The 26,109-nt window shown below is 50.7% G+C and carries 22 protein-coding genes and 1 pseudogene; 12 read left to right on the top strand and 11 right to left on the bottom strand.

Annotated features, from left to right (window positions below):
• Positions 1-15: 15 nt before the first annotated feature.
• The 4 genes from OXH18_RS06285 to OXH18_RS06270 all read left to right on the top strand — a co-directional run bounded on the left by OXH18_RS06285 (position 16) and on the right by OXH18_RS06270 (position 4,558).
• Positions 16-525, top strand: a complete 510-nt coding sequence (locus OXH18_RS06285) for a GNAT family N-acetyltransferase (RefSeq protein WP_268611597.1) — start codon at positions 16-18, stop codon at positions 523-525.
• A gap of 35 nt (positions 526-560) precedes the next feature.
• Positions 561-767 carry a glycogen debranching protein gene (locus tag OXH18_RS06280; protein ID WP_290428456.1) on the top strand — a complete coding sequence of 69 codons (207 nt, stop codon included), beginning with the start codon at positions 561-563 and terminating at the stop codon, positions 765-767.
• Positions 768-1,066: 299 nt separating this feature from the next.
• Positions 1,067-2,509, top strand: a complete 1,443-nt coding sequence (locus OXH18_RS06275) for a BCD family MFS transporter (protein WP_268611594.1) — start codon at positions 1,067-1,069, stop codon at positions 2,507-2,509.
• A 147-nt stretch (positions 2,510-2,656) separates the two neighbouring features.
• Complete coding sequence (locus tag OXH18_RS06270; RefSeq protein WP_268611592.1) at positions 2,657-4,558, top strand: S9 family peptidase; 1,902 nt, start codon at positions 2,657-2,659, stop codon at positions 4,556-4,558.
• 156 nt (positions 4,559-4,714) lie between these two features.
• Here OXH18_RS06270 and OXH18_RS25460 read toward each other — a convergent pair whose 3' ends face one another.
• The 6 genes and pseudogenes from OXH18_RS25460 to OXH18_RS06245 form a co-directional block, all read right to left on the bottom strand.
• On the bottom strand, positions 4,715-4,777 hold the full coding sequence (locus OXH18_RS25460; protein ID WP_390904381.1) for a hypothetical protein: 63 nt from the start codon (positions 4,775-4,777) through the stop codon (positions 4,715-4,717).
• A 28-nt stretch (positions 4,778-4,805) separates the two neighbouring features.
• Positions 4,806-5,069: pseudogene (locus OXH18_RS06265) on the bottom strand (type IIL restriction-modification enzyme MmeI); the annotation flags it as partial.
• Between the two features lie 246 nt (positions 5,070-5,315).
• On the bottom strand, positions 5,316-5,969 hold the full coding sequence (locus tag OXH18_RS06260) for a YdcF family protein (protein WP_268611589.1): 654 nt from the start codon (positions 5,967-5,969) through the stop codon (positions 5,316-5,318).
• A 170-nt stretch (positions 5,970-6,139) separates the two neighbouring features.
• Complete coding sequence (locus OXH18_RS06255) at positions 6,140-6,829, bottom strand: DUF2301 domain-containing membrane protein (protein WP_268613135.1); 690 nt, start codon at positions 6,827-6,829, stop codon at positions 6,140-6,142.
• 51 nt (positions 6,830-6,880) lie between these two features.
• A complete protein-coding gene (gene cobJ / locus OXH18_RS06250; RefSeq protein WP_268611588.1) occupies positions 6,881-8,854 on the bottom strand; it encodes a precorrin-3B C(17)-methyltransferase in 1,974 nt (657 codons plus the stop codon).
• A 98-nt stretch (positions 8,855-8,952) separates the two neighbouring features.
• Positions 8,953-9,246, bottom strand: coding sequence for a hypothetical protein (locus tag OXH18_RS06245; protein ID WP_268611586.1), 294 nt, complete (start codon positions 9,244-9,246; stop codon positions 8,953-8,955).
• Positions 9,247-9,811: 565 nt separating this feature from the next.
• Here OXH18_RS06245 and OXH18_RS06240 point away from each other — a divergent pair.
• The 5 genes from OXH18_RS06240 (at position 9,812) to murJ (ending at position 16,140) form a co-directional block, all read left to right on the top strand.
• Positions 9,812-10,720, top strand: coding sequence for a LysR family transcriptional regulator (locus OXH18_RS06240; RefSeq protein ID WP_268611584.1), 909 nt, complete (start codon positions 9,812-9,814; stop codon positions 10,718-10,720).
• A 66-nt stretch (positions 10,721-10,786) separates the two neighbouring features.
• Positions 10,787-11,740, top strand: coding sequence for a LysR family transcriptional regulator (locus OXH18_RS06235; RefSeq protein WP_268611583.1), 954 nt, complete (start codon positions 10,787-10,789; stop codon positions 11,738-11,740).
• A 255-nt stretch (positions 11,741-11,995) separates the two neighbouring features.
• Positions 11,996-12,994, top strand: coding sequence for a radical SAM protein (locus OXH18_RS06230; protein ID WP_268611581.1), 999 nt, complete (start codon positions 11,996-11,998; stop codon positions 12,992-12,994).
• Positions 12,924-14,444 carry a glycosyltransferase gene (locus OXH18_RS06225; RefSeq protein WP_268611580.1) on the top strand — a complete coding sequence of 507 codons (1,521 nt, stop codon included), beginning with the start codon at positions 12,924-12,926 and terminating at the stop codon, positions 14,442-14,444. The genes OXH18_RS06230 and OXH18_RS06225 overlap by 71 nt, the downstream gene beginning before the upstream one ends.
• Positions 14,445-14,520: 76 nt before the next feature.
• Positions 14,521-16,140, top strand: coding sequence for a murein biosynthesis integral membrane protein MurJ (murJ, locus tag OXH18_RS06220; RefSeq protein WP_268611579.1), 1,620 nt, complete (start codon positions 14,521-14,523; stop codon positions 16,138-16,140).
• A gap of 73 nt (positions 16,141-16,213) precedes the next feature.
• On the opposite strand, the gene OXH18_RS06215 is transcribed toward murJ, so the two are convergent.
• From OXH18_RS06215 to OXH18_RS06200, 4 genes are all read right to left on the bottom strand, one after another.
• Positions 16,214-17,419: an HhoA/HhoB/HtrA family serine endopeptidase gene (locus OXH18_RS06215; protein WP_268611578.1), complete on the bottom strand. Its 1,206-nt coding sequence runs from the start codon at positions 17,417-17,419 to the stop codon at positions 16,214-16,216.
• A gap of 137 nt (positions 17,420-17,556) precedes the next feature.
• Entirely contained in the window at positions 17,557-18,027 is a 471-nt protein-coding gene (locus tag OXH18_RS06210; protein ID WP_268611576.1) for a tetratricopeptide repeat protein, read from the bottom strand.
• Between the two features lie 64 nt (positions 18,028-18,091).
• On the bottom strand, positions 18,092-19,879 hold the full coding sequence (pyk, locus tag OXH18_RS06205) for a pyruvate kinase (protein WP_268611575.1): 1,788 nt from the start codon (positions 19,877-19,879) through the stop codon (positions 18,092-18,094).
• Positions 19,880-20,091: 212 nt separating this feature from the next.
• Positions 20,092-20,856, bottom strand: coding sequence for a COP23 domain-containing protein (locus tag OXH18_RS06200; RefSeq protein WP_268611574.1), 765 nt, complete (start codon positions 20,854-20,856; stop codon positions 20,092-20,094).
• A gap of 653 nt (positions 20,857-21,509) precedes the next feature.
• On the opposite strand from OXH18_RS06200, the gene OXH18_RS06195 reads away from it, so the two are divergent.
• The 3 genes from OXH18_RS06195 (at position 21,510) to glgA (ending at position 24,734) form a co-directional block, all read left to right on the top strand.
• Positions 21,510-22,103 carry a DUF1802 family protein gene (locus tag OXH18_RS06195; protein ID WP_268611573.1) on the top strand — a complete coding sequence of 198 codons (594 nt, stop codon included), beginning with the start codon at positions 21,510-21,512 and terminating at the stop codon, positions 22,101-22,103.
• Between the two features lie 89 nt (positions 22,104-22,192).
• Positions 22,193-23,152: a hydroxymethylbilane synthase gene (gene hemC / locus OXH18_RS06190; protein ID WP_268611571.1), complete on the top strand. Its 960-nt coding sequence runs from the start codon at positions 22,193-22,195 to the stop codon at positions 23,150-23,152.
• 109 nt (positions 23,153-23,261) lie between these two features.
• Entirely contained in the window at positions 23,262-24,734 is a 1,473-nt protein-coding gene (gene glgA / locus OXH18_RS06185) for a glycogen synthase GlgA (RefSeq protein ID WP_268611569.1), read from the top strand.
• A 43-nt stretch (positions 24,735-24,777) separates the two neighbouring features.
• Here glgA and OXH18_RS06180 read toward each other — a convergent pair whose 3' ends face one another.
• Complete coding sequence (locus tag OXH18_RS06180) at positions 24,778-26,040, bottom strand: SufS family cysteine desulfurase (RefSeq protein WP_268611568.1); 1,263 nt, start codon at positions 26,038-26,040, stop codon at positions 24,778-24,780.
• Between the last annotated feature and the right edge of the window lie 69 nt (positions 26,041-26,109).

Genomic DNA, 26,109 nt, shown 5'->3' with positions numbered 1-26,109 from the left:
CATGTTCCACGACCTATGCCAGATACTGGAATGCCTTGGCCGAATAACCTCGTGATTCGCTTTGCCCAACCTGACGATGTTCCTACGCTCTTTAGTCTTATCAACGCCTTGGCCGAGTACGAACAACTGTCGCATTGCGTCACAGGCAGTGCAGACGCGCTAGCAATTCATTTATTCGGCGATCGCCCCTGCATTGAAGCAATTGTGGCAACGTGTGAGGATCGGGCAGTCGGGTTTGCGCTATTTTTTACAAATTACTCTACCTTTCTCACCAAGCCCGGACTATATCTAGAAGATTTATTTGTGCTGCCAGATTACCGCAGCCAAGGCATTGGCAAAGCACTATTAAGGTATATAGCCCAGTTGGCCCTCCAACGTGATTACGGGCGCATTGAGTGGAGCGTTTTAGATTGGAATGCACCCGCGATCGGCTTCTACCAACGCATGGGCGCAACCGTGTTACCCGATTGGCGCATTTGCCGCGTCACGGGGAAGGCGATCGGGCAACTGGCAATGAGAGAATGAACACGGAGCGTTCAAGCTGTTTAGAGGAAATCTTTGTGATCATTTGGGTGAATGAGCAAATCGATCCATCTGGCATTATTCGAGCCTGCATTGCCTGCTGCGATGAACGTCAAGCACAAGAATGTCACGATTCCTTTGAATCCAACTTGACACCAGAACAGAAGCAAGAAGGCTGGGTTGCGCAAATTCGTACAGTCGAGTCTTGGGATGAGGTTCCCGTCAATGCGCTCAAACTAGATTGACAACAAAAACTGAGACGAAAAAACCGTGAAACTTAGACTCATCGGAGTTTTTCGGAGAGTCGCTGAGGGGTTTATCAATTCATCTGCTTCAGGGTTTAATGTCAACCCAACGGTGTAACTCCTAAATCCATTTAATTTTTCAGCCGTTGGCTACGCTTCCAATCACTCCCCGCTTTATCCTTAGAGAAGAAGCTGTTTTCTCCTGCCGATTGCGGTGGGAGGTCGTTTGCTTCTGGTGTGGTTGTTTGAAGTTAAAGCAACGATTGAAAAGGATTGTTAAGCAACTACCTCTAGGAACTATGGCAACTGAGCACCTCTCAACGCCTAGATCAGATCTAGGCAATGCCGATCGCCGCTCCAAACTCGGTCTTTTGACAATGTTCCGGTTGGGGCTATTTCAAATGAGCTTGGGAATTATGTCGATTCTCATGTTGGGTGTGTTGAATCGCGTTTTAATTGACGGGCTAGCTGTTCCAGCTGTGATTGCCGCCGGAGCGATCGCCATGCATCAGTTTGTTGCGCCAGCACGGGTGTGGTTTGGGCAAATGTCCGACGCAAAACCCCTGTTTGGACTGCATCGTAGTGGATACATTTGGCTAGGTTCGATTGCCTTTACTCTAATTTCCTATCTCGCAGTTCAAGCAAGCTGGCAATTGGGAGCAGGAATCGAAACAGCGGGGGGGTGGGCTTGGACAGGTCAAATTGCTGGCTGGACTGGTTTTCTGGCTATTTTATTGATTCTGTATGGGTTGGCGTTGAGTGCTAGTTCAACTCCGTTTGCAGCGCTGCTAGTGGATGTGTCCGACGAAGAGGATCGTTCCCGATTGGTTGGCGTGGTATGGTCAATGCTGATGGTAGGAATCGTGATTGGAGCCATCCTCAGCGGCGAGCTATTGCAGCAACTAGAAGCAGATGCTCCGATTGCTGCCTTGCAAACTTCGATCGATCGCTTGTTTAGCGTGGTGCCGACGATCGTCGTGGGGCTGGTGTTGCTGGCGACGGTTGGAATAGAAAAACGGTATTCCCGGTTTGCTACCCGATCAACGCTGGTCGATCGAGAGGATAAAATTACCCTAGGGCGAGCCTTGCGGGTTCTCACGGCGAGCCGTCAAACAGGTCTGTTTTTCACATTTTTGTTGATAATGACCATCAGCCTGTTTATGCAAGAACCAATCTTGGAACCCTACGGTGGACAAGTGTTTGGCATGAGTTATGCAGAAACTACCCGCCTGAATGCTTTTTGGGGAACGGGAACCCTGGTGGGGCTAAGCAGTACAGGCTTTTTGATTGTGCCCCGTTTGGGTAAACAGCGCACAGCCGCATTAGGCTGTTGGCTGGTAGCAGGCTGTTTTGCGCTGATCATTCTGTCTGGATTTACTGAAAACCCAGTGCTGTTGCGCGGCGCGTTAGTTGTATTCGGAGTGGCATCGGGTTTCACTACCACCGGCGCTATTAGCATGATGCTGGATTTGACAGCGGCTGAAACAGCGGGCACGTTTATTGGCGCTTGGGGTCTGTCACAGGCATTAGCTCGGGCCATTGCCACCGTTATGGGTGGAACTGTGCTAACCCTCGGCAAACAATTATTCAACCATCTGGTGCTTGCCTACGGATTGGTCTTCGGGCTTCAGGCGATCGGCATGATCCTTGCAGTTAGCTTTCTACGGCGGGTGAATGTGCAAGAGTTTCAGGAAAATTCGCGCCAAGCGATTGCCACGGTGTTAGAGAGTGAATTGGATTAGCGGCGGTTAGGAGGTAGGAATTGGCAGGTAGAAATCACTAAGGAGAATGCACCCAGGGGGAATCAATTTTCTCAGCTCGTTTTTCTTCCTACCCCTCTTCTCCGAAAGCGCTAAGATCCATAGGGTTGAGTATGGAACGAAGCACTGATGCAAACTGCTAACGCGACTCCAGCCGTGGCCCAACTGCCACCGCTGATTCCTCGGGAGATTCTCTTTGGGAATCCAGAGCGGACACAGCCGCGGCTGTCACCGGATGGTCAGTATTTGGCGTACATTGCACCCGATGAGTCGAATGTGTTGCAGGTCTGGTTACAGACGATCGGGCAAGCAGATAATTGCCAACTGACTGCTGATAAGAAGCGGGGAATTCGGGCTTATTTTTGGACCTATGATGGCAACCATTTAATTTATATGCAAGATGCGGATGGCGATGAAAACTTTCATTGCTATTCGGTCGATATTCACTCCAATATTGTTCGGGATCTCACCCCGTTTCAAGGTGTGAAAGCTCAGCCGATCGATCTTGATCCGGAGTTCCCCGACCAGTTGTTGGTGGGAATGAACCTGAAAAATCCCCAACGCTTTGACGTATACCGGATTCACCTCAGCAGCGGTGCCGTCGAGTTTGATACGGAGAATCCGGGAAATATTGTCAGTTGGACTGCCGATCCGCAGTTCAACATTCGCGTTGCGATTGCAGCCACGCCGGACGGTGGCTCGGATCTGCTCTATCGCGACACAATCGATCAACCGTGGGAACTGCTGCGCCACTGGGGCCCTGAGGATGAAGGCTATGCGGTTGGCTTTTCTGCCGATGGCAAAACGTTGTATGTGGTCGGTAGCCACGATGCCAATGCCGAGCGCTTGCTGGCATTAGACTTGACCACTCGCCAAGAAACCGTTATCGCCGCTGATGACCAGTACGACGTGGGCGGTGTGGTTGTGCATCCCACCGAACGGACGTTGCAAGCGGTCGCTTTCTACAAAGACAAGCTGGAATGGCAAATTCTCGATACCAGCATCGCCAAGGATTTTGAGACGATCGCCCAGGTACGATCGGGGGAGTTTGGCATCAGTAGCCGCACCCTAGATGATCAGCGCTGGCTGGTGTCCTATACCACGGATGATGGTCCTACGTATTACTACACCTACGATCGCGCCACTCAGACTAGCCAATTACTCTTCAGTACCAAACCAGCTTTAGAAGATTTACCTCTAGCGTCGATGCAGCCAATGTCCTTTGTGGCTCGCGATGGATTGACCATTCACGGCTATCTCACTACCCCAGTTGGAATTCCGGCTCAAAATCTGCCGACAGTGCTGTTGGTGCATGGTGGCCCATGGGCACGAGATACTTGGGGTTACGATCCAGAGGCACAATGGTTGGCTAATCGCGGCTATGCCGTGCTGCAAGTCAATTTCCGAGGTTCAACTGGCTACGGTAAGGCCTTTGTGAATGCAGGCAACCGGGAATGGGCAGCTAAGATGCACGATGACTTGTTGGATGCGGTGCAATGGTTGATAGATCAAGGCATTGCCGATCCTGCCAAGATTGCTATTATGGGTGGCTCCTACGGTGGCTATGCCACGTTGGTCGGCTTGACCTTTACTCCTGATGTGTTCGCAGCTGGGGTAGACATTGTTGGCCCTAGCAATTTAATTACGCTAATGCAGAGCATTCCGCCCTACTGGGAACCGCTGAAAGCTCAGTTTTATCATCGCGTTGGTAACCTGGAAACTGAAGCAGAATTCCTCAAATCGCGATCGCCGTTGTTCTTCTGCAATCAAATTCAAAAGCCACTGCTGATTGGGCAAGGAGCCAATGATCCACGGGTAAAACAAGCTGAAAGCGATCAGATTGCCGAAGCCATGCGTCAAGCCGGTAAACCCGTTGAGTATGTGCTGTACACCGACGAAGGACACGGCTTTGCCCGTCCTGAAAATCGGTTACATTTCTACGCGGTCGCTGAAGAATTTTTAGCGAAATATTTAGGCGGTCGCTGTGAACCGATCGGGGATATTCAAGGACATTCGGCGGTGATGAAATAGGGATGGACAAAGGAGATTGGAGGAGACAGGAGAGATTGGGGAGGTAAGAAAGCTAAATTCGATACGTCCTCATCGTTCTCATACTATCCATCGTGCGATTGAGTCACTCGCAGCGCAGCCCATCCACTCCTCCATTCCCTTTTCATCCCTTATCCCCTATCCTTGCCGTTGTTGATCTGCTTCCTGCTGGGAGTCATGCACACCCCCATCTAGTTCCACAATCAACCGTTCCGCACCACAGAAAAAGTCGGGCGGTCGCTGGACTTTCTCGCAGAGCAGTCAGGGTGGCGCTGACCTCTCCCTCAGCACAGACCTTGATGTGAATGTTATTGCGCTGGAGCACCCCACCCAAATCCGATTGATTGGTGGAATCTTTGCCCTGACTTCTCAGCCGTTTAATCGTCGTTGTCTTGTTGCCAAAGGCTTCCAGAAACGCGAAGGGAAACTCCTCTGGGTCAAAAGGGGACTCGGCTAACCGAGAAATGGCTTCTTCGATTTCGACTGCATTCATAGACTAGCCAGCGATCGCGCAGGGGCTTAATGTTCGCCTCCTAGCACAACTTTGAAATCTTACCCTGATTTTCGAGGATGGAGGTCGCGATGGTCATCGATCGCGAAGCACTGCAAGCAGATTGGACTTTGCCGATCGCAGTGCTTTGGGGTGGAGAGCGATAAGCGCAGTGTCCCTTGGGAGAATCACAATGCAGGAATCTTAAGTCTTGAATAAAACTCTCAAAATGTTGCCCCCAACCCAAGACTAGAGCGAGATAGCAATGCCTTCAACCGCTTTCGATCGGGTTAACAGGCTAAAGATGAACGCATAGATATAGCCAATCATTTCGCTGAGCATCGATCGCACACCTGCACTATAGTTCCACCAACATTGGGGCTGATACTCTTTGGGCGTTCCAGACAAAATACCGACCCGCACCCTAGGATGCAAGGTTTGTCGAAACAGAAACCAACTGCGACGGGCATGGGGCCCCAAACTGTAGAGGTTAATGGCACAAATCGATGGATCGTGTTCTTGAAGCCACGCTTGCAGATAGAGTGCAGAGGTCTTGGTTCGATCGCGTTCTACCAATGGAAAAGGAATCGCCACAATTCGATCGGAATCTACTCCTAGGGTGCTTAGAGTTGCAGCAGCCAAGGTGGCATAGCTTTTGTACTGCGACAGAAAATAACCGTGTCGCAACGGCTCGCCCAAGGTGATGATTTTTTGGTACGTCCCTTGACGCCATTCAACCGCAACTTCTTCCAGGGCATAATCTGGCAACCAACCTTCGACTACCAGCACATCAGCCTCGATCGGCGCATTGACTGCTAGAAACTCATAAGCCTGAACAATCCATACCCTTCCCAATCCAAACAGACCCAGAAGAACTCCCAGCCATACCAATGCAGTGACCATGCAGTATTGCCTTAATGCTGAACGTTTAGATGAGATACTGTACTAACACTACGCAATGTGCCACTGTTTTGCCATCCCCTTCCTAGCCCTCCGCTCCTAAATCTGCGAACAGTGCTACGTCATCCTACTTTCCAGCGAGTGAGTGACCAATGCGTGAATTATTCAATCGGCTAATTTTCTGCCGTCTTCAACGATCGCTGTTGGTGTAAATATTCAAACACGCTTTTGTCACCAATGTCTGGTGGAATGGCTTGAATCACCTTACGCCCAGCAAACACTAAAAATAATATCGCCCAGCCTGCTAGTAAAACTTGCTCAACTGCGGTGGGCATCAGCCCAAAAAGATGTCCGAGCAATAACAAGGGAACTAAGGGTGTCAAAAATTTAGTTTCCAGGCGATCGAAACAAAACGCTTCTTTAAAGAAAATGCCCGTTAATGCCGCAAAGACAAAGCCAACTCCCAAAATGGTGACTGGATGTTGATAGACGGTTGCTGCAAACGGTTCTGGACTACTATGCGCTACAACAACAGAGGCGATGACTCCAATCAACCAAAAGGCTTGAAGCGTGCGATGCAGTGACGCCATGTAGATGTGGATTGTTAGCAAACTCACCGCTAAGGCAGCCGTAAAGCCAGTATAGAGGGGGGTTAATGCTCGTAGCACTACTGAATTCTCAGGTTGCCACAGCACCAACCCTGTGCCAATGGCAAAACAAAGCGCCGCCACCATTAACCCAGCCCGGTAAATGATGACACCTCGGCGATCGGCTTGAGTAATCGTAAATTCCCCAAATTGTCCTTTGTAAACTGTCGGTTCAGCTATCGGTTCAGCTATCTGAGAAGCGCGTTGAGTGCTCATCATTTCACCAAATGCATCGCTCACTTCTAGGATACTGCGATCGAGAACGATTCATCCTTTATTCCCTTTTCCTGATGCATTGCCTTCATATCCGCGTGGCGTAATCATCCAATTGGCGTGGGTACGGGTGCTGCGGTTGCCGATGATTACTGTTGTCACCATATCGATAGGTTCCTCTAAAAACAGCGATAGGGTTGTTAAGGTAATCTGCTCGTCCGATCGATAGGCCGATCGCACCAGCGCCACTGGGGTCGTGGGATCACGATGTTGTAAAAAAATCTGCTGGGCTATACCAATTTGCTGGGTGCGAGTTTGCGATCGAGGGTTATAGAGAGCCGTGACAAAATCCGCTTGGGCAGCCGCCACTAGCCGTTGTTCAATCACCTCCCAGGGGGTCAGGAGATCGCTGAGGCTGATGGCGCAAAAGTCATGCATCAGGGGCGCTCCTACTTTAGAGGCCGCGGCTTGTAGCGCAGAAATCCCTGGAATGACCTGCACACTTGGTGTTTTGCCGTCCCATCCTTGGGCTTGCAATTGCTCTAGCACCAGTCCAGCCATGCCGTAAATACCGCAATCGCCCGATGAGATCACTGCCACCGACAAGCCCCACTGTGCCAGTTCGATCGCCCGATTAGCTCGTTGTCGCTCTTGAGTGATGGGCAACGCTTCGATCATTTGCCCTGGCCGCAGCAGCGATTCAATTAACTCAACATAAAGCTTATAGCCAATGACAACATCTGCTTGGGTAATAGCCGCTTGCGCCGCTTGCGTCATTTGGCTAAGCTGTCCTGGACCTGTCCCTACAAGCCACAACTGCCCCGATCGGCCTGTATATTCCTGATCTGCCTCGGCGATCGCTACCGTGACCGCCCCCGCCTGCTCCGGATCACGCACAATCTTCTTTGTCACCCGCAGGTTCGATCCTGGTTCCCAACTTCCTGCCTCCTGATTCTCAACTCTCACTGCCGCACTAGCTAACATTGCAGCGGCTTCTGCCACACTTGGTGTTCCTACTTCGGCAGCCACAATCGTCGATGGGGTAGGCACAGCCACCACTCGCAACTGCTCTGCCGAAAAACAGCGCAACGGCCACCGCCGATCGCGACACAGTTCGATAATACCCGGTTCATTAGCTTTCAAATCAATTGTGGCGATGCCCGCGATCGATCCTTCTGCTAGATGATAAGCCCGGCAAACTTCGTGAATTGCTGTTTCAATGAGTTGGCGAGATGTGCCGCGTTCGCAACCGATGCCGATCCACAAAACACGCGGATGCCACTGGACTTTGGGCATGGTTGACTCTGGAGCAAATCGGCGCTGAATTGGGCTGATCCAGATACGGGCTTGGGGCGATGGGTTTGCTAAGGGGACTTGTGCTGGTTCTGGGGGGCTGGCGGTTCCCTCAACGGTATCTCCCTCGAATAAAAAGGGATGGTTAGACGGCAGATGCTGTTGCCAGAGGGTATTGCCAGCTTCTTGAATGACTTGAATTGGGGCTTGCCGAGCCACGGCTGCACTCACGCCTGTCCAATCGCCGCTGCCACGAGTCCAACCGAATGGAATCCCTAGCTGATCGATCGCAGGTAGTCCGACACTCGTTGAGCCGCCAGTTAGTACCGGGGTTGCGCCTAGGTGAGCGGCGATCGTTCGAGTCAAAGCATCGGCTCCGCCTTGATGACCGCTGCACAGGCTGATTACAAACCGACCAGTCCCATCGACCACCACCACCGCAGGATCGATCGCTTTGTTCTGCAAATAAGGAGCAATTAGCCGCACCACTGCCCCCGTGGCTAGGCAAAAAACCAAACTGCGGTGGGTTTGCCACAGAGAGGTAAGGTGAGCAGATAGGTGACGATAAAGTTTGGGAGTTGGATGCTGTGACGATAGAGTTAGAACTTCAGCCAGCGATTCTGGAATCCAGAGTGTTACGGCTCCGGTTTCCCAGATGGGGTACAGGGTTTTGACGGCTGTAGGGGTTGTGGCGATAGCGGCGATCGGTTGAAAGGGAGAGAAAAGTTCAGACACGATGAACAGGAAAGAAGAGAAATTTAGGGTCGCAATCAACCCAACGCTTCACCTTAACGTATGCTCTAACTTGCCCACAAGTTGCTGACCGCATTTAGTTACATACAGTACCGCCGATCGAGCCATTGCCGCACCTCAGTTTCGCTGTCGAATTGTTGCGATCGATCGGTTTGAGGATCATACACCTGCCAGTAGGTGAAGCCAGCGCGATCAATATGTTGGCGAATTTGTGGTTCCCCCGCGTTGTGAAATAGAATTCGTCCACAAGCATTCAGTAGAGCGTGGAATCTGCATTTGCGGTTTCGTTCCACAGAACGATGGCGGGCTTGTGCTTCACGATTGAGGGCTTCTTCAAACGCATATCCCACAACAAGATGATTGGATGTTTTCATGCGGGCGTACATTGAAACGAGTACCTTAGAATGTCAAAAATTAGTTTTGATTTTGATACAAATGGTGAGGATGAATACCTGTTGATTTTGCTAGTCACTGTTCTATGGATCAACCCTTCAGAACTGTAGAGAACTTGAAGGCATAATCTTCAAAATAATTTTCAAAAGCACGACCCTATGAGTCGATCGCTCCAACTGAAACCATCTAGATTCCTGTAGCTAATGGCACAAGCTAGGCTCAAAATGAATTGAATGAATCAATCAATGGCTTCAACTTTGGCTTCAACTTTCAGCACATGCCTTGGCGGGCTATCAGTACCTAGTTTGCGCATAATCACTTGCAACTAGACTCGATCGCCCAACAGCATTGAGCAATCCAACTACTCAATCCAACAGAGTTCCAATTTAGAACATTTGTTAAGCGCATTCAAACACTTTCTTGCATCATTACTATGAAAGAAATTCATCCTTAGATTGCAGGATAGACTCACCATTTGCAAGTCAAGTGCGAGAGAATAAAGGCGCTCCCTGTCTTTGTTTGAACTGAAGGGGTGGTTGACAGGCGATGAATTTGGAACATGTCAAGTTATCCCAATTACGGGCATTGGTAGCGGTGGCCGAGTGCGGCAATTTTGGTGAGGCTGGGTTACAGTTGTCGGTCTCTCAGTCGGCTGTTAGTCATGCCATTGCTGCCCTAGAGCAAGAACTGGGCGTGGTGCTGTTGTCACGAGGACGCCACGGAGCTACACTCACGCCTGTTGGAGAAAGGGTGTTAATTCATGCTCACAATATTTTGCGATCGCTCGATGAGTTGGGCAAAGAAGCCAATTTGGCCAAAGGCTTGCAGGGAGGAGCCGTGCGAATTGCCTCCTTTCGCAGTGTGGCTACCCATGTATTGCCTAGTGTCATTGCCGTCTTTCGCGAACGGTTCCCAGCAATCGGCATTGTCCTCAACGAATTTCCAGGCTGTGTAGCAGTAGAGCAAGATCTACGCGACGGGCGAGCAGATATTGGCATTACTCTGTTGCCGACTTCGGAGGAGTTTCGCAGTTGGGAAATTTTGCGTGATGAGTATTTGGTGCTAATTCCACCCAACTATCAGGTGATCCACGAGCCGTTGACATGGGAAGACCTCAGCACCTATCCGCTGATCTTGTCGCCTGAAGGCGATTCGTGTCGAGAGTTGTTTCTGCATCACTTAACTGCCTTAGGTAAATCACTAAAGCCCACGTACGAAGTGCGAGAAGACTCCACGATCGTCAGCATGATTCGGCAGGGGTTAGGGGTAGGTATTATTCCACGGCTAGCGGCTGAGCCGATTCCCGTTGGCATTCAAAAACGGAGCTTACCGAATCCCTTGGAGCGGATTATCGGTGTGGCAATTTTGGCAGAGGCCTTGCAATCACCCGCCGTTTATGCCTTCCTAGATACTCTGAAGGAGATGAGTCAGCGAGGGCAATTGACAGCAGCTTAAGACCTCCCATCAACCGAACTTAGAAGTAGCAGCGTTTGACGACGGATATTCAAGCAGGTTGAGTTCATGAATTTAGAAGCGATTAAACTTTCTCAACTTCGATCGCTCATAGCAGTAGCCAAGCACGGCAATTTCAGTGAAGCGGCCCTCCATCTTCAAGTATCTCAGTCAGCCATCAGTCATGCGATCGCCAGTCTAGAAGAAGAATTGGGCGTAGTGTTAGTATCTCGCGGTCGTCATGGGGCAACGTTGACGCCGATCGGAGAACAAATTGTCTGTCATGCTCAAGAAATTTTGGGATTAGTCGAGGTGATTGGCAAAGAAGCGCAACTCTCCAAAGGATTGCAGGGCGGCCATGTACGGCTGGTTTCATTCCGTAGTGCTGGTACGCACCTTTTGCCAGGAGTTATTGCGCAATTTCGTCAACGGTTTCCGGGCATTAGTGTCACGCTCTTGGAATATCGTGGTGATGATAAAGTGGAACAGTGCTTGCGGGAAGGGCGTGCCGATATTGGGCTAATTTGTATGCCGCCTGCGGAAGATCTGCAAACGTGGGAAGTGATGCGCGATGAATACGTGGCCCTGTTGCCGCCCAATGCAGAAGTACCAGACCATCATCTCACCTGGGAGCAGTTGATGAGTTACCCTCTAATCATGCCGCCCCAAGGCGATTACTGTTCTAGCTTGATTCGCAAGCACTTAGCTCAACTGAAACAATCGATCGACGCCGCCTATCACATTCAGGAAGACTCGACGATCGTTGGTATGGTGATGCAAGGCTTAGGAGCAACAATCATGGCTCGACTGGCCGCCGAACCCCTGCCCCCCGAGGCGCGAGTGTATCCGCTGCCTGTTCGGCTAGAACGAGTGATTCGATCGGCGGTTTTAGCGAATGCACTGCACCCGCCCGCTGTCTATGCCTTTTTGGACACACTGAAGCAAGTTAGCCGTGCCAATCGTGACTTGTGGATGCAGAAGGTGGCGATCGATGCTGCCAATGCCCCAGCGCTGAATGCTTAGAATCACTCATTCCGGCAGCTTTGCATACATCAGATTTTCTAAATTCCTCCCCGTCAGCGACCGGAGATTGGTAAACTAACTTCAACCTTTGTGTCAGTTACCGCTCATTCAAGTCGTCGCATCAGCAATATTGTTGTAAAGACAATGTAGTGACAATCAATGAAAACAATAGAGGATTATCGAATTTCCTCTACGGTTCACTCATCCCCGCTTAACTCATCCTCATAAAGTATAAAGTCTGTAAACCCCTTACTTATGGCACCCCTAGTTGCAAACTACTACCTTACCTATCGCTGCAATGCTCGCTGTCACTTCTGCGATATTTGGGCATTGGAACCTAAGCAAGAAGCTAGTTTTGAAACTATTCAGCACAATTTGCATGATCTACGCCGGTTGGGTGTGAAGTATGTAGACTTCACCGGGGGAGAACCATTGCTGCGGGCTGATGTAGCTGAAATCTATACAGAAGCCAAGCGGCTGGGGTTTCTAACAAGCCTCACCACCAACACCATCCTCTACCCCAGAAAGGCGAAATCACTACAAGGCTTAGTTGATTTTCTCAACTTCTCTCTGGATGGAGCCGATGCAGAAACGCATGATCAATCACGCGGCACTAAGATCTTCGATACGCTCGTTGAGTCGGTGAAGCTAGCTCAGTCGCTGGGCGAATACCCTGTATTAAATCATACTGTGACAGCCCAAAATTATCACCGCATTGGTGAAGTTGCAGAGTTTGCCCAGCAATTGAGAGCACGAGTGTGGCTAAACCCCGCATTTACGGCTCACAGCAACTACAACTCGAAGAAAAATCCCACACCAGAAATTGCCGAAGCGATCGAATTGACTGCCAAGCGGTATCGCAATGTTGGTTACAATAAGGCTGCACTGGCCTTCATCGAGGCAGGTGGTAATAATCCCCAAAATCCTCGTTGTAAAGCGGTGGATGCGGTCATTGCCATCTCCCCACATGATGAGCTACTGCTGCCCTGCTACCACTTTGCTCAAGACGCCATGCCTATTAACGGGCGATTGTATGAACTATATCGCGAATCTGAAAAAGTGGACGCCTATCGTCAATCTCAGGGCAAGCTGTCTGTATGTGAAAGCTGTACGGTTTGGTGTTACCTCATCCCCAGCTTCTTCATGGGTGTTGATAAATATTGGTTCCTCAATCAAATGACCTATGCCGGAGAATTCCTGGCGCGAAAGCGATTCTTGCAACGAACAGTTGCCAATCAACTCACTCCTGTCTAACTTGTCTGATTCTCTATTATCCGAGTCTCTCTTGTCTGAAGAAACACTGATTGAGCCGGATGCCGAGACCATCAGTCCGTTTAGTCGCGGCTATGGTGGTCGGCGGCGCAAGGCAGCGATCGCACTCACCATGATTTGGAGCAGTACGGTGGCCCTACACTTAGTGTCCTGGGGCAGTTGGTTTGCGCTGGGACTGACAACCTTATTAGGGCTACATGTGCTGCGGGTGATGTTTGCTCGGCCAATTCCTGTACCAGAGCCGCTGTCAAGCGACAATCCAGACGATTATCCCTATGTGTCGCTGCTGGTGGCCGCCAAAAATGAAGAAGCCGTGATTGCATCCTTGGTAGAAGATTTATGCCATCTCGATTACCCGGCTAGCCGCTATGACCTGTGGGTGATTGACGATAATAGCACCGATCGCACACCGCTGATTCTCGATCGGCTTCAGCGGGATTATCAGCAGCTAAATGTAGTGGTACGTCCAGCCAATGCGCAAGGGGGCAAGTCAGGTGCACTCAATCAGGTCTGGGGGCAAACCCAAAGCGATATTATTGCGGTATTCGATGCGGATGCTCAAGTGCCCAAAGATCTGCTGCGACGAGTGATGCCCCTGTTTCAGCGAGAGCAAGTGGGTGCGGTACAGGTGCAAAAAGCAGTGTCGCAGGCCCTCGATCCAAATCATCCCCAATCTTCGAATCTTTGGGTGAGGGGGCAGGCGGCTGAAATGGCGCTGGATAGCTACTTCCAACAACAGCGCATTGCGATCGGCGGCATTGGTGAACTACGGGGCAACGGCCAGTTTGTGCGGCGCACAGCGTTAGAAGGTTGTGGCGGTTGGAACGAGGAAACGATCACCGACGATCTGGATCTGACGATTCGTCTCCATCTTGATCATTGGGACATTGATTTTCTGATGCTGCCAGCGGTGGCCGAAGAAGGTGTGACGAATGCGATCGGGCTATGGCATCAGCGCAACCGTTGGGCTGAAGGTGGCTACCAGCGCTATTTAGACTACTGGCGATTGATTCTGCGGAACCGCATGGGCACCGCCAAAACGATGGATTTGCTAGTATTCTGGATTACGCAATATTTGTTACCCACTGCTGCGGTTCCCGATTTTGTGATGGCAGTAGCTCGCAGCAGTCCTCCGATGCTGGCCCCTGCCACTAGCCTCATGGTGATGTTTTCGATGGTGGGAATGGTGATTGGTATGCGGCGCACCAGAGCCGGACGCACACAGAGCCAACTGGCGCGAAAACTGCCTCGCCGCTTAGACCATGCCGTGTTTCAAGCGGTGTTGGGTTCGCTGTATATGCTGCACTGGTTGCCTGTCATGGCCAGCACAACGGCTCGGATGGCTGTGCGTCCCAAACGCCTGAAATGGGTGAAGACTGTGCATCATGGCTCAGATGACGTCTGGCTGGATATTGTAGAGGATCAAAGCTAGGTCGAAATCCATAATCCGCGATGATTTCGGCTTCTGTGGATGTAGACTAACGCTGTAACCCATTCTCCAAGAATCCGTGTCTGACGCCAAAAAAAACTCCCGATCGCTGGTTGGTATTGCGGGCATTGTTGCCGCTGCCACCTTGCTCAGCAAACTGTTTGGGCTATTTCGTCAACAGGCAATCGCCGCTGCCTTTGGGGTCGGGGTTGTGGCAGATGCCTACAACTATGCCTACGTTATCCCCAGCTTTTTCTTTGTGCTATTGGGAGGCATTAATGGCCCGTTTCACAGTGCAATCGTCAGTGTTGTTTCTAAGCGCAAACGCGAAGAGATTGCTCCCCTCATTGAGACAATTTCTACCCTCGTAGGCGGCGTGTTGATCCTGGCCACAGCCCTGTTGATTCTATTCGCCGACCCACTCATTGATTTAGTGGCTCCCGGGCTTGGCCAAACCGCTACTGGGTTAGAAACCAAGGCCATTGCAGTGCAGCAACTCCGGATTATGGCCCCGATGGCACTGTTTGCTGGATTGATTGGGATTGGGTTTGGTGTGCTGAATGCCGATGATCAATATTGGCTACCGTCCATTAGCCCTTTGTTATCTAGTGTGACAGTCTTAGTGGGCCTGGGCGGATTATTGCTGTTTGTAGGGCAAGACTTAATTTCTCCAGAGTATAGCCTGTTAGGCGGGCAAATTTTAGCGTGGGGCACCCTAGCTGGCGCGATATTGCAGTGGTTGGTCCAGGTTCCCGCCCAGTGGCGATCGGGCTTAGGGCGATTGCGATTGCGGTTTGACTTTAATCGATCGGGCGTCAAAGAAACGGTGCGGCTGATGGGCCCGGCTACGCTGTCGTCTGGCATGACCCAAATTAATGTCTACACCGATTTGTTTTTTGCCTCCTTTATTCCACAAGCAGCGGCGGCCTTGGGCTATGCCAATTTACTGGTGCAAACTCCAGTTGGCATCATCTCTAACATGATTCTAGTGCCGTTTCTACCCGTCTTTTCGCGCCTAGCTGCCCCAGAGCATTGGGAAGAACTGAAACTCCGCATTCGCCAAGGACTAGTGATGACCGCAATCACGATGCTGCCGCTAGGAGCAATCATCATTGCCCTGGCACTTCCGATCGTGCGGGTGGTGTATGAGCGCTATGCCTTCGATCAGGAGGCCTCACAGATTGTCACCAGTGTGCTGATTGCCTATTCGATCGGCATGTTTGTTTACTTAGCGCGAGATGTGCTGGTACGAGTGTTTTATGCCCTGGGGGATGCTGACACCCCGTTCCGCATCAGCGTCATCAACATTTTTCTCAATGCGTTGCTGGACTATCTGTTGATTCGTCCCTTTGGTGCGGCGGGATTGGTGCTGGCAACAGTGGGGGTCAACATCATCTCAACTGTGTGGTTGCTAACCGTGTTGAACCGTAAACTGCATGGTCTGCCCTTACAAGAATGGGGCTTGCCGATCGGGGGGTTGGGGCTGGGCAGTGTCGTAACAGGACTGGCCAGTTGGGGCACCCTCTTTGCGCTTCAGCGAGGCTTGGGCACTGAAGGGTTTTTCGTTCAACTGTTGCAGCTTGTTGTAGCAGGGACGGTTGGACTGCTTGTGTTTGCCCTGATTGCGATGCAGATGCAATTACCAGAGGTCGATCAACTCGTCACTCGCCTACGTCAACGATTTGGACGATCGGCCTAAGGGGCAGCGTTCAGCAGAGCCACCCTCGAAACTGATCCTTTGGTCTCTGCAAAACCTGCCCATCTAGACATTGCTAGCGATTCGCTTGCTGAAGATCAGCCGTGCGCACCGATAAGCGTTGAGTTCGATCGCCTCGTCTGAGCGTCACCTGGAGTGATTGCCCCACTTGGGTTTGATCCACTAATCGTTGCAGGCGATCGGCACTGGTGACCGGTTGACCATTAATTTCTGTGATCACATCCCCTCGGCGAATCCCGGCTGAGGCAGCGGGTGAGTTAGGCACAACCCCCACCACCAATACACCGTTGATTTCCGGGAGCATCACAGTAGCATTGGGATCTTCGTTGTTACGCTTAGCCACATCAGGAGTGAGGGTAGCAATTTGCACACCCAAGTAGGGGTGAGAAACCTGTTCTCCTCGCTCTAAAATCGGCATAATCTGCTTTGCCTTGTTGATAGGAATGGCAAACCCAATTCCCATCGCGTTGGCACGGATGGCAGTGTTAATGCCAATAACTTCTCCTTGTTCGTTCAACAGAGGGCCACCGGAATTACCTGGATTAATGGCGGCATCGGTTTGAATAAAATCAACACGCTTATCGGGAATGCCCACCAACGAACTCGATCGATTCAGCGTACTGACAATTCCTAGGGTGACCGTATTGTCTAACCCCAATGGGTTGCCAACGGCGATCGCCCAATCCCCTACTTGCACACTGTCGGAATCCCCTAACGTTGCTGTGGGCAACCCTTCGCCGCGCACCTCGATTTTGACAACGGCTAGATCTGTGACTTCATCCACGCCAACAACGGTACCGTCAAACTTACGCCCGTCTTTGAGCGATACCGTCACGCGATCGGCATCCTCTACCACATGCGCATTGGTCAAAATTGTGCCATTGCCATCCACAATAAAGCCAGATCCCTGCCCTTGTAGACGCTCTTCATAGGGTTGGATGGGCACATCTCCAAAGAAGCGACGAAAGAATGGATCACTCAAAAATGCATCCGGGCTGCGAGTGATGGTGCGCTCGGTATCAATCCGTACGACGGCATTCCCCACCCGATTGACCGCAGCGGCGACAAAGCTGTTACTGCGGGCGATCGGGGCTTGTGCCACGAGTTGGGGTGAAGCAAGTTGCTCTGCGACTGGCTGGTTTGAGCCGTTCCCCGCTGTCATTCCTCCTTGTAGGAAGGGAAACTGCCATCCTAAAACCAGTTGCAGCGGACTAATAGTTACAAGTATTCCTAAAACCGTTGCGATTATACCCGTGATCATTCGTATAAACCCACCAAAGACCAATATTCCTAGTCATAGACAATTCTAGAAGCGGCGCGGAACTGCTTGACAAGGGGAAATCAGCGAAAATCGGTTCGGTTTTCCTACCTGTTAGGGGGTGGAGGTGGAAAATACTGCTAGTTAAGCCGGGCAGTGCATTCTAAAATTAATCGCTGGTTAATCAGGGCATAGGGTTGAATTTCTAAGGCTTGGCGAAAGGACTGAATGGCAGCGACATACTCTCCGAGGGCGGCATAGCATAGACCCATGCCATGTAGCGCTCCAAAATGAATGGGGTTCAGCTTTACTACCTGCTGACAGTCACTCAACGATCGTTCATAATTTCCTTGCAGATAATGCAGCACGGCTCGGCGATTCCATGCCTCAGCAAAATCGGGTTGATCGCCAATTAGATCAGTTAACAGGGCTTCGGCTTGTGTATACTGCTTTGCCTCTAGTAGAGCTTGACTCTGTCCCAAAATTTCAAAGCCATAGTCTCCCTTTTGGTTAAACCAAATTTGCCACAACGCTGCTGTTGCCCGATCGCGAATGGCGTCATCTGGGTTTTTCAAATCTTGCAAGAGACGATCGATTAAACCATCATCCATGTATTGCCCCCGAACAGTATCTTGCGCACCTACACCTTTGTTGTAGCAGGAAAGCCAGCAGAAGCTAAATCGGTAGTACTGTATCAGCTTGCGCAGCATTTAATAAGCCCGAGTACACGAATCCACGATGCAGATCGAGGGTGAGAATCGTACCATCGCGAATCACTTCAGTGGCATTTTTGACGCCCACAATCACTGGCACTCCTAACCGCAATCCAATCACCGCTGCATGACTGGTTAGGCTCTCTTCCTCAGTGACAATGCCAGCGGCTTTACGAATGGCATCGACATAATCAGCATTGGTTTTGGACACAACCAAAATTTCCCCTGGATTAAAATTGCCTAACTCCATCGTGTTGTGGGCAACCCTAGCCCGACCGCTGATCGAGCCTTGACCAATGCCAACCCCCTTCCCTAACACAGCCGTTACCACATCCACTTTGATCAAATCGGTCGAACCAGCGACTCCTTGCAATGTTCCAGCCGTCATTACGACTAAATCTCCCTGATAGAGAAGATCTTTTTCCTGGGCAACATTGATTGCCGCTTGAAAAGTTTGACCCGTTGAAGGCAAGTCTAGCACCAGCAACGGTTTCACCCCCCAGACCAGTTGCAGTTGTCGCGCCACATCTACATGAGGAGTGACGGCCAAAATTGGCTTGCGCGGACGAAATTTTGAAACATTGCGGGCTGTGGCCCCGGTTTTGGTCAGCGTCATAATAGCCGCCGCTTGCAAGGTTTCTGCAATTTGCCCCACCGCTTGACTGATGGCATTGGGAATTGATCGCCCGGGTACATCGTCTAACCCATGTCCCAGCGGCAACTCTTGTTCAATCCGACAGGCAATGCGAGCCATTGTCTCAACCGCTTGTACCGGAAATTTACCAACCGCTGTTTCATTAGACAGCATCACTGCATCGGTGCCGTCAATAATGGCATTGGCCACGTCAGAAATTTCGGCTCTAGTGGGACGCGGATTATTCACCATACTGTCGAGCATTTGCGTGGCGGTAATCACGGGAATGCCCAGACGGTTAGCTGTTGCAATCAAACGCTTTTGCAAAATTGGCACATCTTCAGCTGGCAATTCCACTCCTAAATCGCCCCGCGCTACCATAACGCCATCGCAAATCGATAGCACTGCTTCCATTTGTTCGATCGCTTCATGCTTCTCAATTTTGGCGATCACGGGCACATTTTTCCCAGCACTAGAGATTAACTCCTTAATTTCTAGTACATCCTGGGGATTGCGGACAAAGCTAAGGGCTACCCAATCTACCCCTTGGTCTAGCCCAAACATCAAATCCTCTTTGTCTTTGTCAGTTAACGCCCGAATTGATAAGTAAACGCCGGGGAAATTGACGCCCTTATTGTTTGAGAGCACCCCTCCAACTACAACTCGGCAGTGCAGCGATCGCTTCAGAAAATCAACCTTCTCCACCACCATTTCCACCCGTCCATCATCCAGCAAAATAGTTGCCCCTTCTGGCACTTCCTCTGCTAGCGGTTCGTAGGTAACGGAACTCATCACTTGCGTCCCCACCATTTTTTCACTAGTTAGAATGAATGGGTCTCCTTTTTGAAGCGTAATCGAGCCATTTTCAAACTTGCCTAAACGAATCTTAGGACCCTGTAAATCTTGCAGAATGCCAACGGGTTGATTCAGTTCAAAGGAAACCTGACGAATAAGGCGGATATTACGCTGGTGGTCATCGTGAGTTCCATGAGAAAAGTTGAGACGGAGCGTGGTAGCTCCTGCTTCAATTAATTCACGGAGTACTTCTGGGCTACTGGTGGCAGGGCCGATCGTAGCGACAATTTTGGTTCGACGGAGGGTTTGTTGTAAATACATGAACGTTCCAGAAGTAGAGAGAGGGGATTGCAAACTCCTAACTGCTGTGAAGCGGCAACAGGGATAGTATCACGTCTGGACTATCTATACACATAAATTCCCTACTCTTGTGGACAGAATAGGGAACTTCATAAGATTTATATTAGGATCGAGGCTTTATGAAGGATGAGAGATGACCGATGGACACTACAGCCTCCAAGCCTTCCACCTTTTTATAGGTTTTCCCCCGTACCGCCGTCAGCGGGATCGAGAAACGGACGCAGATCGATCGAGCTTGGGCTAGAACTGGAACCAGGACGAGCAGAAGACGAACGGCTACCTCGACCGGACGGTAGCTCGATGCCCAGTGAACCTCCTAATCGCTGGAGAATATCATCGCCATCACCTGTATAGGTGACAACCCCTTGAGTGGGCTGTCCACTATCGGCAATGGTCAAGTTGGAGAACACGCGATCGCGGGTTGCAATCGGGTCTTGCCCAGGTGGAACAGTAAACACAATTCGACAACTTGGATTCACTTCTGTGGTGACACAGACAGTGTTATACCCATTTTCTATCCCAGTGCGTAATTCCAGCAATCCATCAGGGCGATAGAACTCCAAGCGACGGCTGATTTCATTGCAGCGTCGATCCTCTGTCCAACCACCGCCTAGGGCTGTTGGAGTGGCCCATGCGTTTGACTGACCAGGTTGGCTGATAGGATGGTACATCACCGTATACCGACCGTTGACAAACTCGCAGGTGAAGCGGGCATCATTCGGCCCAGTGGGAATTTGCTCAGGAATTGTAGAACCCGCTTGAGCGACTGAAACGGGAGCAGTTCTGGCTTGGGCCGCCCCTCCGATCGCCAGCATTGAACCGCTGGATACCAGTGCCACTGCGCTTAAAGACCAGCCGATATGCTTGAAATAGGCAGATACACGAGAAGAGAAATTGGAATGGAACGACATAAGTTTCAATGGTGCCCGTCGTGGCATAATGAGACCCCTCAAACAACTTTGAGCCTTGTTAGGTTAGCAAGTATGACTTTTGCGTACTCTCGATCACGACCTAAGTCAGTCATGACACCAGGCAGGTTGACGCTTAATCCTCAGGACGAAAGAGGGCTGCAATAAGTGCCCGAACGGCTTCTCCCAAACCTACTTAGCGAAACCACTCCAGTAGAGCGAGTCCTACCTGCTGGCAATCTCCACGACGGCTCCGGACAAGGTTGAACTTGTCTAACGCAGTTTCTAATGCCATCTCTACATCTATTGCCCGAATGATTAGCTAAATCGATGAATGAAGTAGTAATCGGTTGGCTTTCAAAAACTAAGCATAACGTTTTGTAAAAAGGACTGTGCTTCTTGTTACAATACGTTTCGGGAATTGGATATTACCAATTTGTAGGTATCCTTAACACGTAATCGAAGTTGCTGCCGGTTTGGGAACGCGTAGCTGGGATTTCTTCGGTTGAGAAACGACATCATACATGATTCTACGTAGGTATGCTTACATGTATGCCCGTGGGGCTGGCTTCATGAGCCAGCTTTTTTAATAGCTAATTCAACCTGAACGTAATCTAGCAATAATTTGATGAGAGTGCCACCATAGCAGTTAAGTCGGGCACAGTCAAAAAGAGGAAAACAGAATGGTGGGATCGACAAAGCCTCTCACTAATTTGACGGACGCTTTCAAAGAATGGGCCATAGCAGTTGAAGCCTTGTGCCAAGGTGAGATGATTCTATTGTTGCGCAAAGGAGGCATTCGAGAGCAGAGCGGGGTTTTTAGGATTGAACAATTGCAGGCTTGGCTTTACCCTACCTATGAGCACCAAAAGCCACATTTACTGAAGCCAAAGTATGCCGATCGCGTCACTCCCGTTGCATCAGGTTGGCATCCAGACCATGTGAACATTCAAGCTTGGGCAGCCATTACCCATGTCTTTCAGGTGAGTGACCTCTCGACGGTAGAGGCGCTATTGCCGTTTCATATCTGGAATCTCGATTTTGCCTCGGAGCGGCTGAAGTGGAAGCCGAAATCGCCGCTGTCGGTGTTGCTGTTGCGGGTATATTGCTTACCTCAGCCACACCCAATCATCTATCGTCCAGAGTATGGCGGTTGCAAGTCTTGGATTCAGCTTCAGGAAGCAATTCCGACTACTGAGGCTTGTCCAGTGTTGAATGAAGAAGAATATTTAGAGCAGGTTAAGAGGATTCGTTCGGTTTTGGCAGTGGATGAGTAGATGAGTGACCGACTGCGGTAAGCTGGTTAAGTGCCTAAAAGCGCTTGACTCATCAATGTTTCGCAGTTTTTCTAAACACTTTTTTACAAATGGTTGCTAGTCCCGCTCGTCCGATTCGGATTGGTTCACGCAAAAGCCAGCTAGCGCTGGTACAAACCCATTGGGTTCAAGAGCAGCTACAACATCGATTCGCCGATCGCCGCTTTGAAGTACACACCATGAGTACTCAAGGCGACAAAATCCTAGATGTAGCATTGGCAAAAATCGGTGACAAGGGTCTGTTCACCAAAGAATTAGAAATGGGAATGCTCAACAACGAAATCGATTTTGCCGTGCATTCTCTTAAAGATTTGCCGACTCGGTTGCCAGAAGGTTTGATGCTGGGCTGCGTTACCGAGCGCGAAGATCCGGCGGATGCACTGGTGGTACATGCCAATCACCAAGACAAGCAGTTGGAGACGTTGCCAGCAGGGGCGGTGGTTGGTACATCGTCACTGCGGCGCTTGGCGCAACTGCGCTATCATTATCCGCATTTGTCATTTAAAGATATTCGCGGCAATTTGAATACGCGGCTGCAAAAGCTAGATGCTGGCGAATATGACGCCATTATTCTGGCGGTGGCAGGGTTAAAGCGACTGAATATGGCCGATCGCATTCATCAGGTGATTCCAGCAGCAGTCTCGCTACACGCAGTCGGACAAGGTGCACTGGGAATTGAGTGCCGTGCCAATGATGCAGAAATTATTGAGCTACTAACAGCGTTGGAACATACTCCCACGGCGCAACGCTGCTATGCTGAGCGATCGTTTCTGCGAGAATTAGAAGGCGGTTGCCAAGTGCCAATCGGGGTGAACACGGTTCTTGATGGCGATACACTGACTCTAACGGGCATGGTGGCCAGCATCGACGGCAAAAAAATGGTGAAAGGCAGTATCACGGGTGCAGCAATTGAGGCAGAAGCGATCGGGATAAAACTGGCCCAACAGCTACGCAACCAAGGAGCCTCCGATATCCTGGCAGAAATCTTCGAGCAGATCCAACGAAGTTAGATATTCGTGGAAGGATTGTTGTAGATTGGTAAAAACTCGGTAACAAATCTCAACTTATTGAGATGTTGTGGTCTGAAGCGTGTTGTTTGCGGGGGACACAGGGACTATTATGCGAATTCTGTTTGTGGCGGCAGAGGCGGCTCCGATTGCTAAGGTTGGGGGTATGGGAGATGTAGTGGGAGCGTTGCCGAAAGTGCTAAAGGCGATGGGGCACGATGTCCGGGTGTTCATGCCATACTACGGCTTCTTGCCCGACAAAATCCGAATTCCCAAAGACTCGATTTGGCAAGGCTCAGCCATGTTTCAAGATTTTGAAGTCTATGAAACAAAATTGCCGAACTCGGATGTACCGCTCTACCTGTTTGGTCATCCGTCCTTTTCACCGCGTCGCATCTACTATGGTGAAGATGAAGACTGGCGGTTCACGCTCTTTGCCAATGGAGCCGTGGAGTTTTGCTGGAACTATTGGAAGCCGGAAGTAGTGCATTGTCACGATTGGCATACGGGAATGATTCCAGTATGGCTCTACGAAGACCCCGATATTCGCACGGTCTTTACCATTCACAACCTAGCCTATCAAGGGCCGTGGCGCTGGCGGCTAGAGCAAATTACCTGGTGTCCTTGGTATATGCAGGGGCACAACACCATGGCGGCAGCGGTGCAGTTTGCTGATCTGGTTACCACTGTCTCGCCTACCTATGCAGAGCAAATTCGAACGCCTGCTTATGGAGAGCAACTAGAGGGGTTGCTGTCGTTCATTGCTGGTAAAACTGTTGGAATTTTGAACGGCATCGATCGCGATTCCTATAATCCTGCAACCGATCGCTACATTCCTCAAAACTTTACGGCAGAGACGATCGACGATCGTAAGCAAAACAAAATTGCCCTTCAGGAAGAACTGGGGCTAGAAGTCAATTCTGGGGCGTTTTTGCTGGGCATGGTCTCTCGCTTAGTGGAGCAAAAAGGTCTGGATTTAGTGCTGCAAATTCTCGACCGCTTTATTGCCTACAGTGATGCTCAGTTTGTGGTGCTGGGTACGGGCGATCGCTATTATGAAACGCAGATGTGGCATTTGGCTTCTCGCTATCCGGGGCGAGTTTCCGCCTATATTTTGCACAACGACACCTTGGCCCGCCGCATCTATGCTGGATGTGACGCCTTTTTGATGCCATCTCGATTTGAACCCTGCGGCATTAGCCAAATGATGGCGATGCGCTACGGCTGTGTGCCGATCGTGCGTCGCACAGGTGGACTAGTGGATACGGTAACGCACCATGATCCAGCGAATGAAACAGGGACAGGCTATTGCTTCGATCGCTATGAGCCGCTCGATCTCTATACCTGTCTAGTGCGAGCGTGGGAAGGCTATCACTTTAAGGAACCGTGGCGCAAACTTCAGCAGCGAGGCATGGCGCAAAATTTTGGCTGGGATAAATCAGCCGTGGAGTACGTCAAGGCCTATCGTCGCATTTGGGGTTTACCAGAAGAGGAACCCGCTGAAGAGAAAGCAGCCGTGGTTGCTACCCCTGACGATGCGAAGGTGGAATCGCCGGAAGATAAACGCCCGGAGTTGGTGAAATAACAGGATGGGGTGGGGGCGCTTCGCGACGCGCCCTGACTGATACCTAACCAAAAATGCTGCCGAAGAACTCGATCGCTTCCTTCAACGAAACAATAAACGCATCGATCTCTTCGCGAGTGTTATAGAAATAGAGGCTGGCTCTGGCGGTAGACTGTGCGCCGATGTGCCGATGCAGCGGTTGGGTGCAGTGGTGTCCGGCGCGAATGGCGATCCCCGCTTGATCGAGAATAGTGGATAGATCGTGGGGGTGCACCGCTCCGGTGGTAAACGAAGCTAGTGCGGCGCGATTGCTGGCGTCAGCGTTGGGGTTGGGCCCGTAGGTTTTGACTTCGGGGATCTGGGCAAGCTGCTGGAACAGGTAGCTCGTCAACTCTTGCTCGTAGGCATGAATTTTGTCCATCCCAATATTGCTCAGGTAATCTACCGCTGCTCCCAATCCGATCGCCTCCGCAATGGCCGGAGTTCCCGCTTCAAACTTGTGAGGCAAATCGGCATAGGTAGAGTGATCCAAAAACACATCGGCAATCATTTCGCCCCCACCCAAAAACGGCGGCATCGATCGCAGCAAATCCAGCTTGCCGTAGAGGAATCCGGCTCCGGTGGGGCCACACATTTTATGTCCAGAGGCAACCAGCCAATCACAGCCAAGACTCTGCACGTCGATCGGCATATGCGGCACGCTCTGACAAGCATCGATCAGCACCCGTGCCCCCACGTGATGCGCTAGTTGCACAATTTCCTGAACAGGGTTAATGCAGCCCAGTGTATTGGAAACATGCACGACTGAGACTAGTTTGGTTTTATCTGACAGCAACGACTTGTAATGATCTAAGTCAAATTCCTGCGTCTCAGTAAGTTCCACAAACTTCAACACCGCGCCCGATCGCTGTGCCAAGAGTTGCCAAGGGATGAGATTGCTGTGGTGTTCCATCACCGATAGGATGATTTCGTCTCCTACCTGCACGTTAGCATTGCCCCAAGCATAAGCCACCAGGTTGATCGCTTCGCTGGCATTGCGCGTAAACACAATTTCCTGACGGGATGCCGCCTTAACGAACGCTGCTACCTTATCCCGTGCGCCTTCATAGGCATCGGTTGCCCGCGAACTGAGCGTGTGAACGCCGCGATGCACGTTGGCATTATCAAACTCGTAGTAATGCTGCAAGGCTTCCAGTACCGCGTTGGGCTTTTGGGACGTGGCGGCATTGTCGAAGTAAATCAACGGCTTTTCGTGGATTTCTTGGTGGAGAATCGGAAAATCGGCGCGGACTTTTGCAGCAAGGGTTTTTTCTTGGATGGCAGTCATGGCGAGATTGGGGAGTAGGGTTAGGAAGTGAGTTCACACGTAAAGGCAGTTCGCGAACTGCCTTTACTG

The organism is Thermocoleostomius sinensis A174 (assembly GCF_026802175.1).
In the GTDB taxonomy this organism is placed as follows: domain Bacteria; phylum Cyanobacteriota; class Cyanobacteriia; order Elainellales; family Elainellaceae; genus Thermocoleostomius; species Thermocoleostomius sinensis.
This window is presented reverse-complemented; position numbering and strand designations above follow the sequence as displayed.

Coding starts and splice junctions, on each gene's coding strand:
- OXH18_RS06245 (WP_268611586.1), bottom strand. CDS start 9,246: ATGAAAACATCCAATCATCTTGTTGTGGGATATGCGTTTGAAGAAGCC.
- OXH18_RS06270 (WP_268611592.1), top strand. CDS start 2,657: ATGCAAACTGCTAACGCGACTCCAGCCGTGGCCCAACTGCCACCGCTG.
- OXH18_RS06200 (WP_268611574.1), bottom strand. CDS start 20,856: ATGCCACGACGGGCACCATTGAAACTTATGTCGTTCCATTCCAATTTC.
- OXH18_RS06180 (WP_268611568.1), bottom strand. CDS start 26,040: ATGACTGCCATCCAAGAAAAAACCCTTGCTGCAAAAGTCCGCGCCGAT.
- OXH18_RS06235 (WP_268611583.1), top strand. CDS start 10,787: ATGAATTTAGAAGCGATTAAACTTTCTCAACTTCGATCGCTCATAGCA.
- OXH18_RS06275 (WP_268611594.1), top strand. CDS start 1,067: ATGGCAACTGAGCACCTCTCAACGCCTAGATCAGATCTAGGCAATGCC.
- hemC (WP_268611571.1), top strand. CDS start 22,193: ATGGTTGCTAGTCCCGCTCGTCCGATTCGGATTGGTTCACGCAAAAGC.
- OXH18_RS06230 (WP_268611581.1), top strand. CDS start 11,996: ATGGCACCCCTAGTTGCAAACTACTACCTTACCTATCGCTGCAATGCT.
- OXH18_RS06260 (WP_268611589.1), bottom strand. CDS start 5,969: ATGGTCACTGCATTGGTATGGCTGGGAGTTCTTCTGGGTCTGTTTGGA.
- OXH18_RS06285 (WP_268611597.1), top strand. CDS start 16: ATGCCAGATACTGGAATGCCTTGGCCGAATAACCTCGTGATTCGCTTT.
- OXH18_RS06240 (WP_268611584.1), top strand. CDS start 9,812: ATGAATTTGGAACATGTCAAGTTATCCCAATTACGGGCATTGGTAGCG.
- pyk (WP_268611575.1), bottom strand. CDS start 19,879: ATGTATTTACAACAAACCCTCCGTCGAACCAAAATTGTCGCTACGATC.
- glgA (WP_268611569.1), top strand. CDS start 23,262: ATGCGAATTCTGTTTGTGGCGGCAGAGGCGGCTCCGATTGCTAAGGTT.
- OXH18_RS06210 (WP_268611576.1), bottom strand. CDS start 18,027: ATGGATGATGGTTTAATCGATCGTCTCTTGCAAGATTTGAAAAACCCA.
- OXH18_RS06225 (WP_268611580.1), top strand. CDS start 12,924: ATGCCGGAGAATTCCTGGCGCGAAAGCGATTCTTGCAACGAACAGTTG.
- OXH18_RS06195 (WP_268611573.1), top strand. CDS start 21,510: ATGGTGGGATCGACAAAGCCTCTCACTAATTTGACGGACGCTTTCAAA.
- OXH18_RS06255 (WP_268613135.1), bottom strand. CDS start 6,829: ATGAGCACTCAACGCGCTTCTCAGATAGCTGAACCGATAGCTGAACCG.
- OXH18_RS06215 (WP_268611578.1), bottom strand. CDS start 17,419: ATGATCACGGGTATAATCGCAACGGTTTTAGGAATACTTGTAACTATT.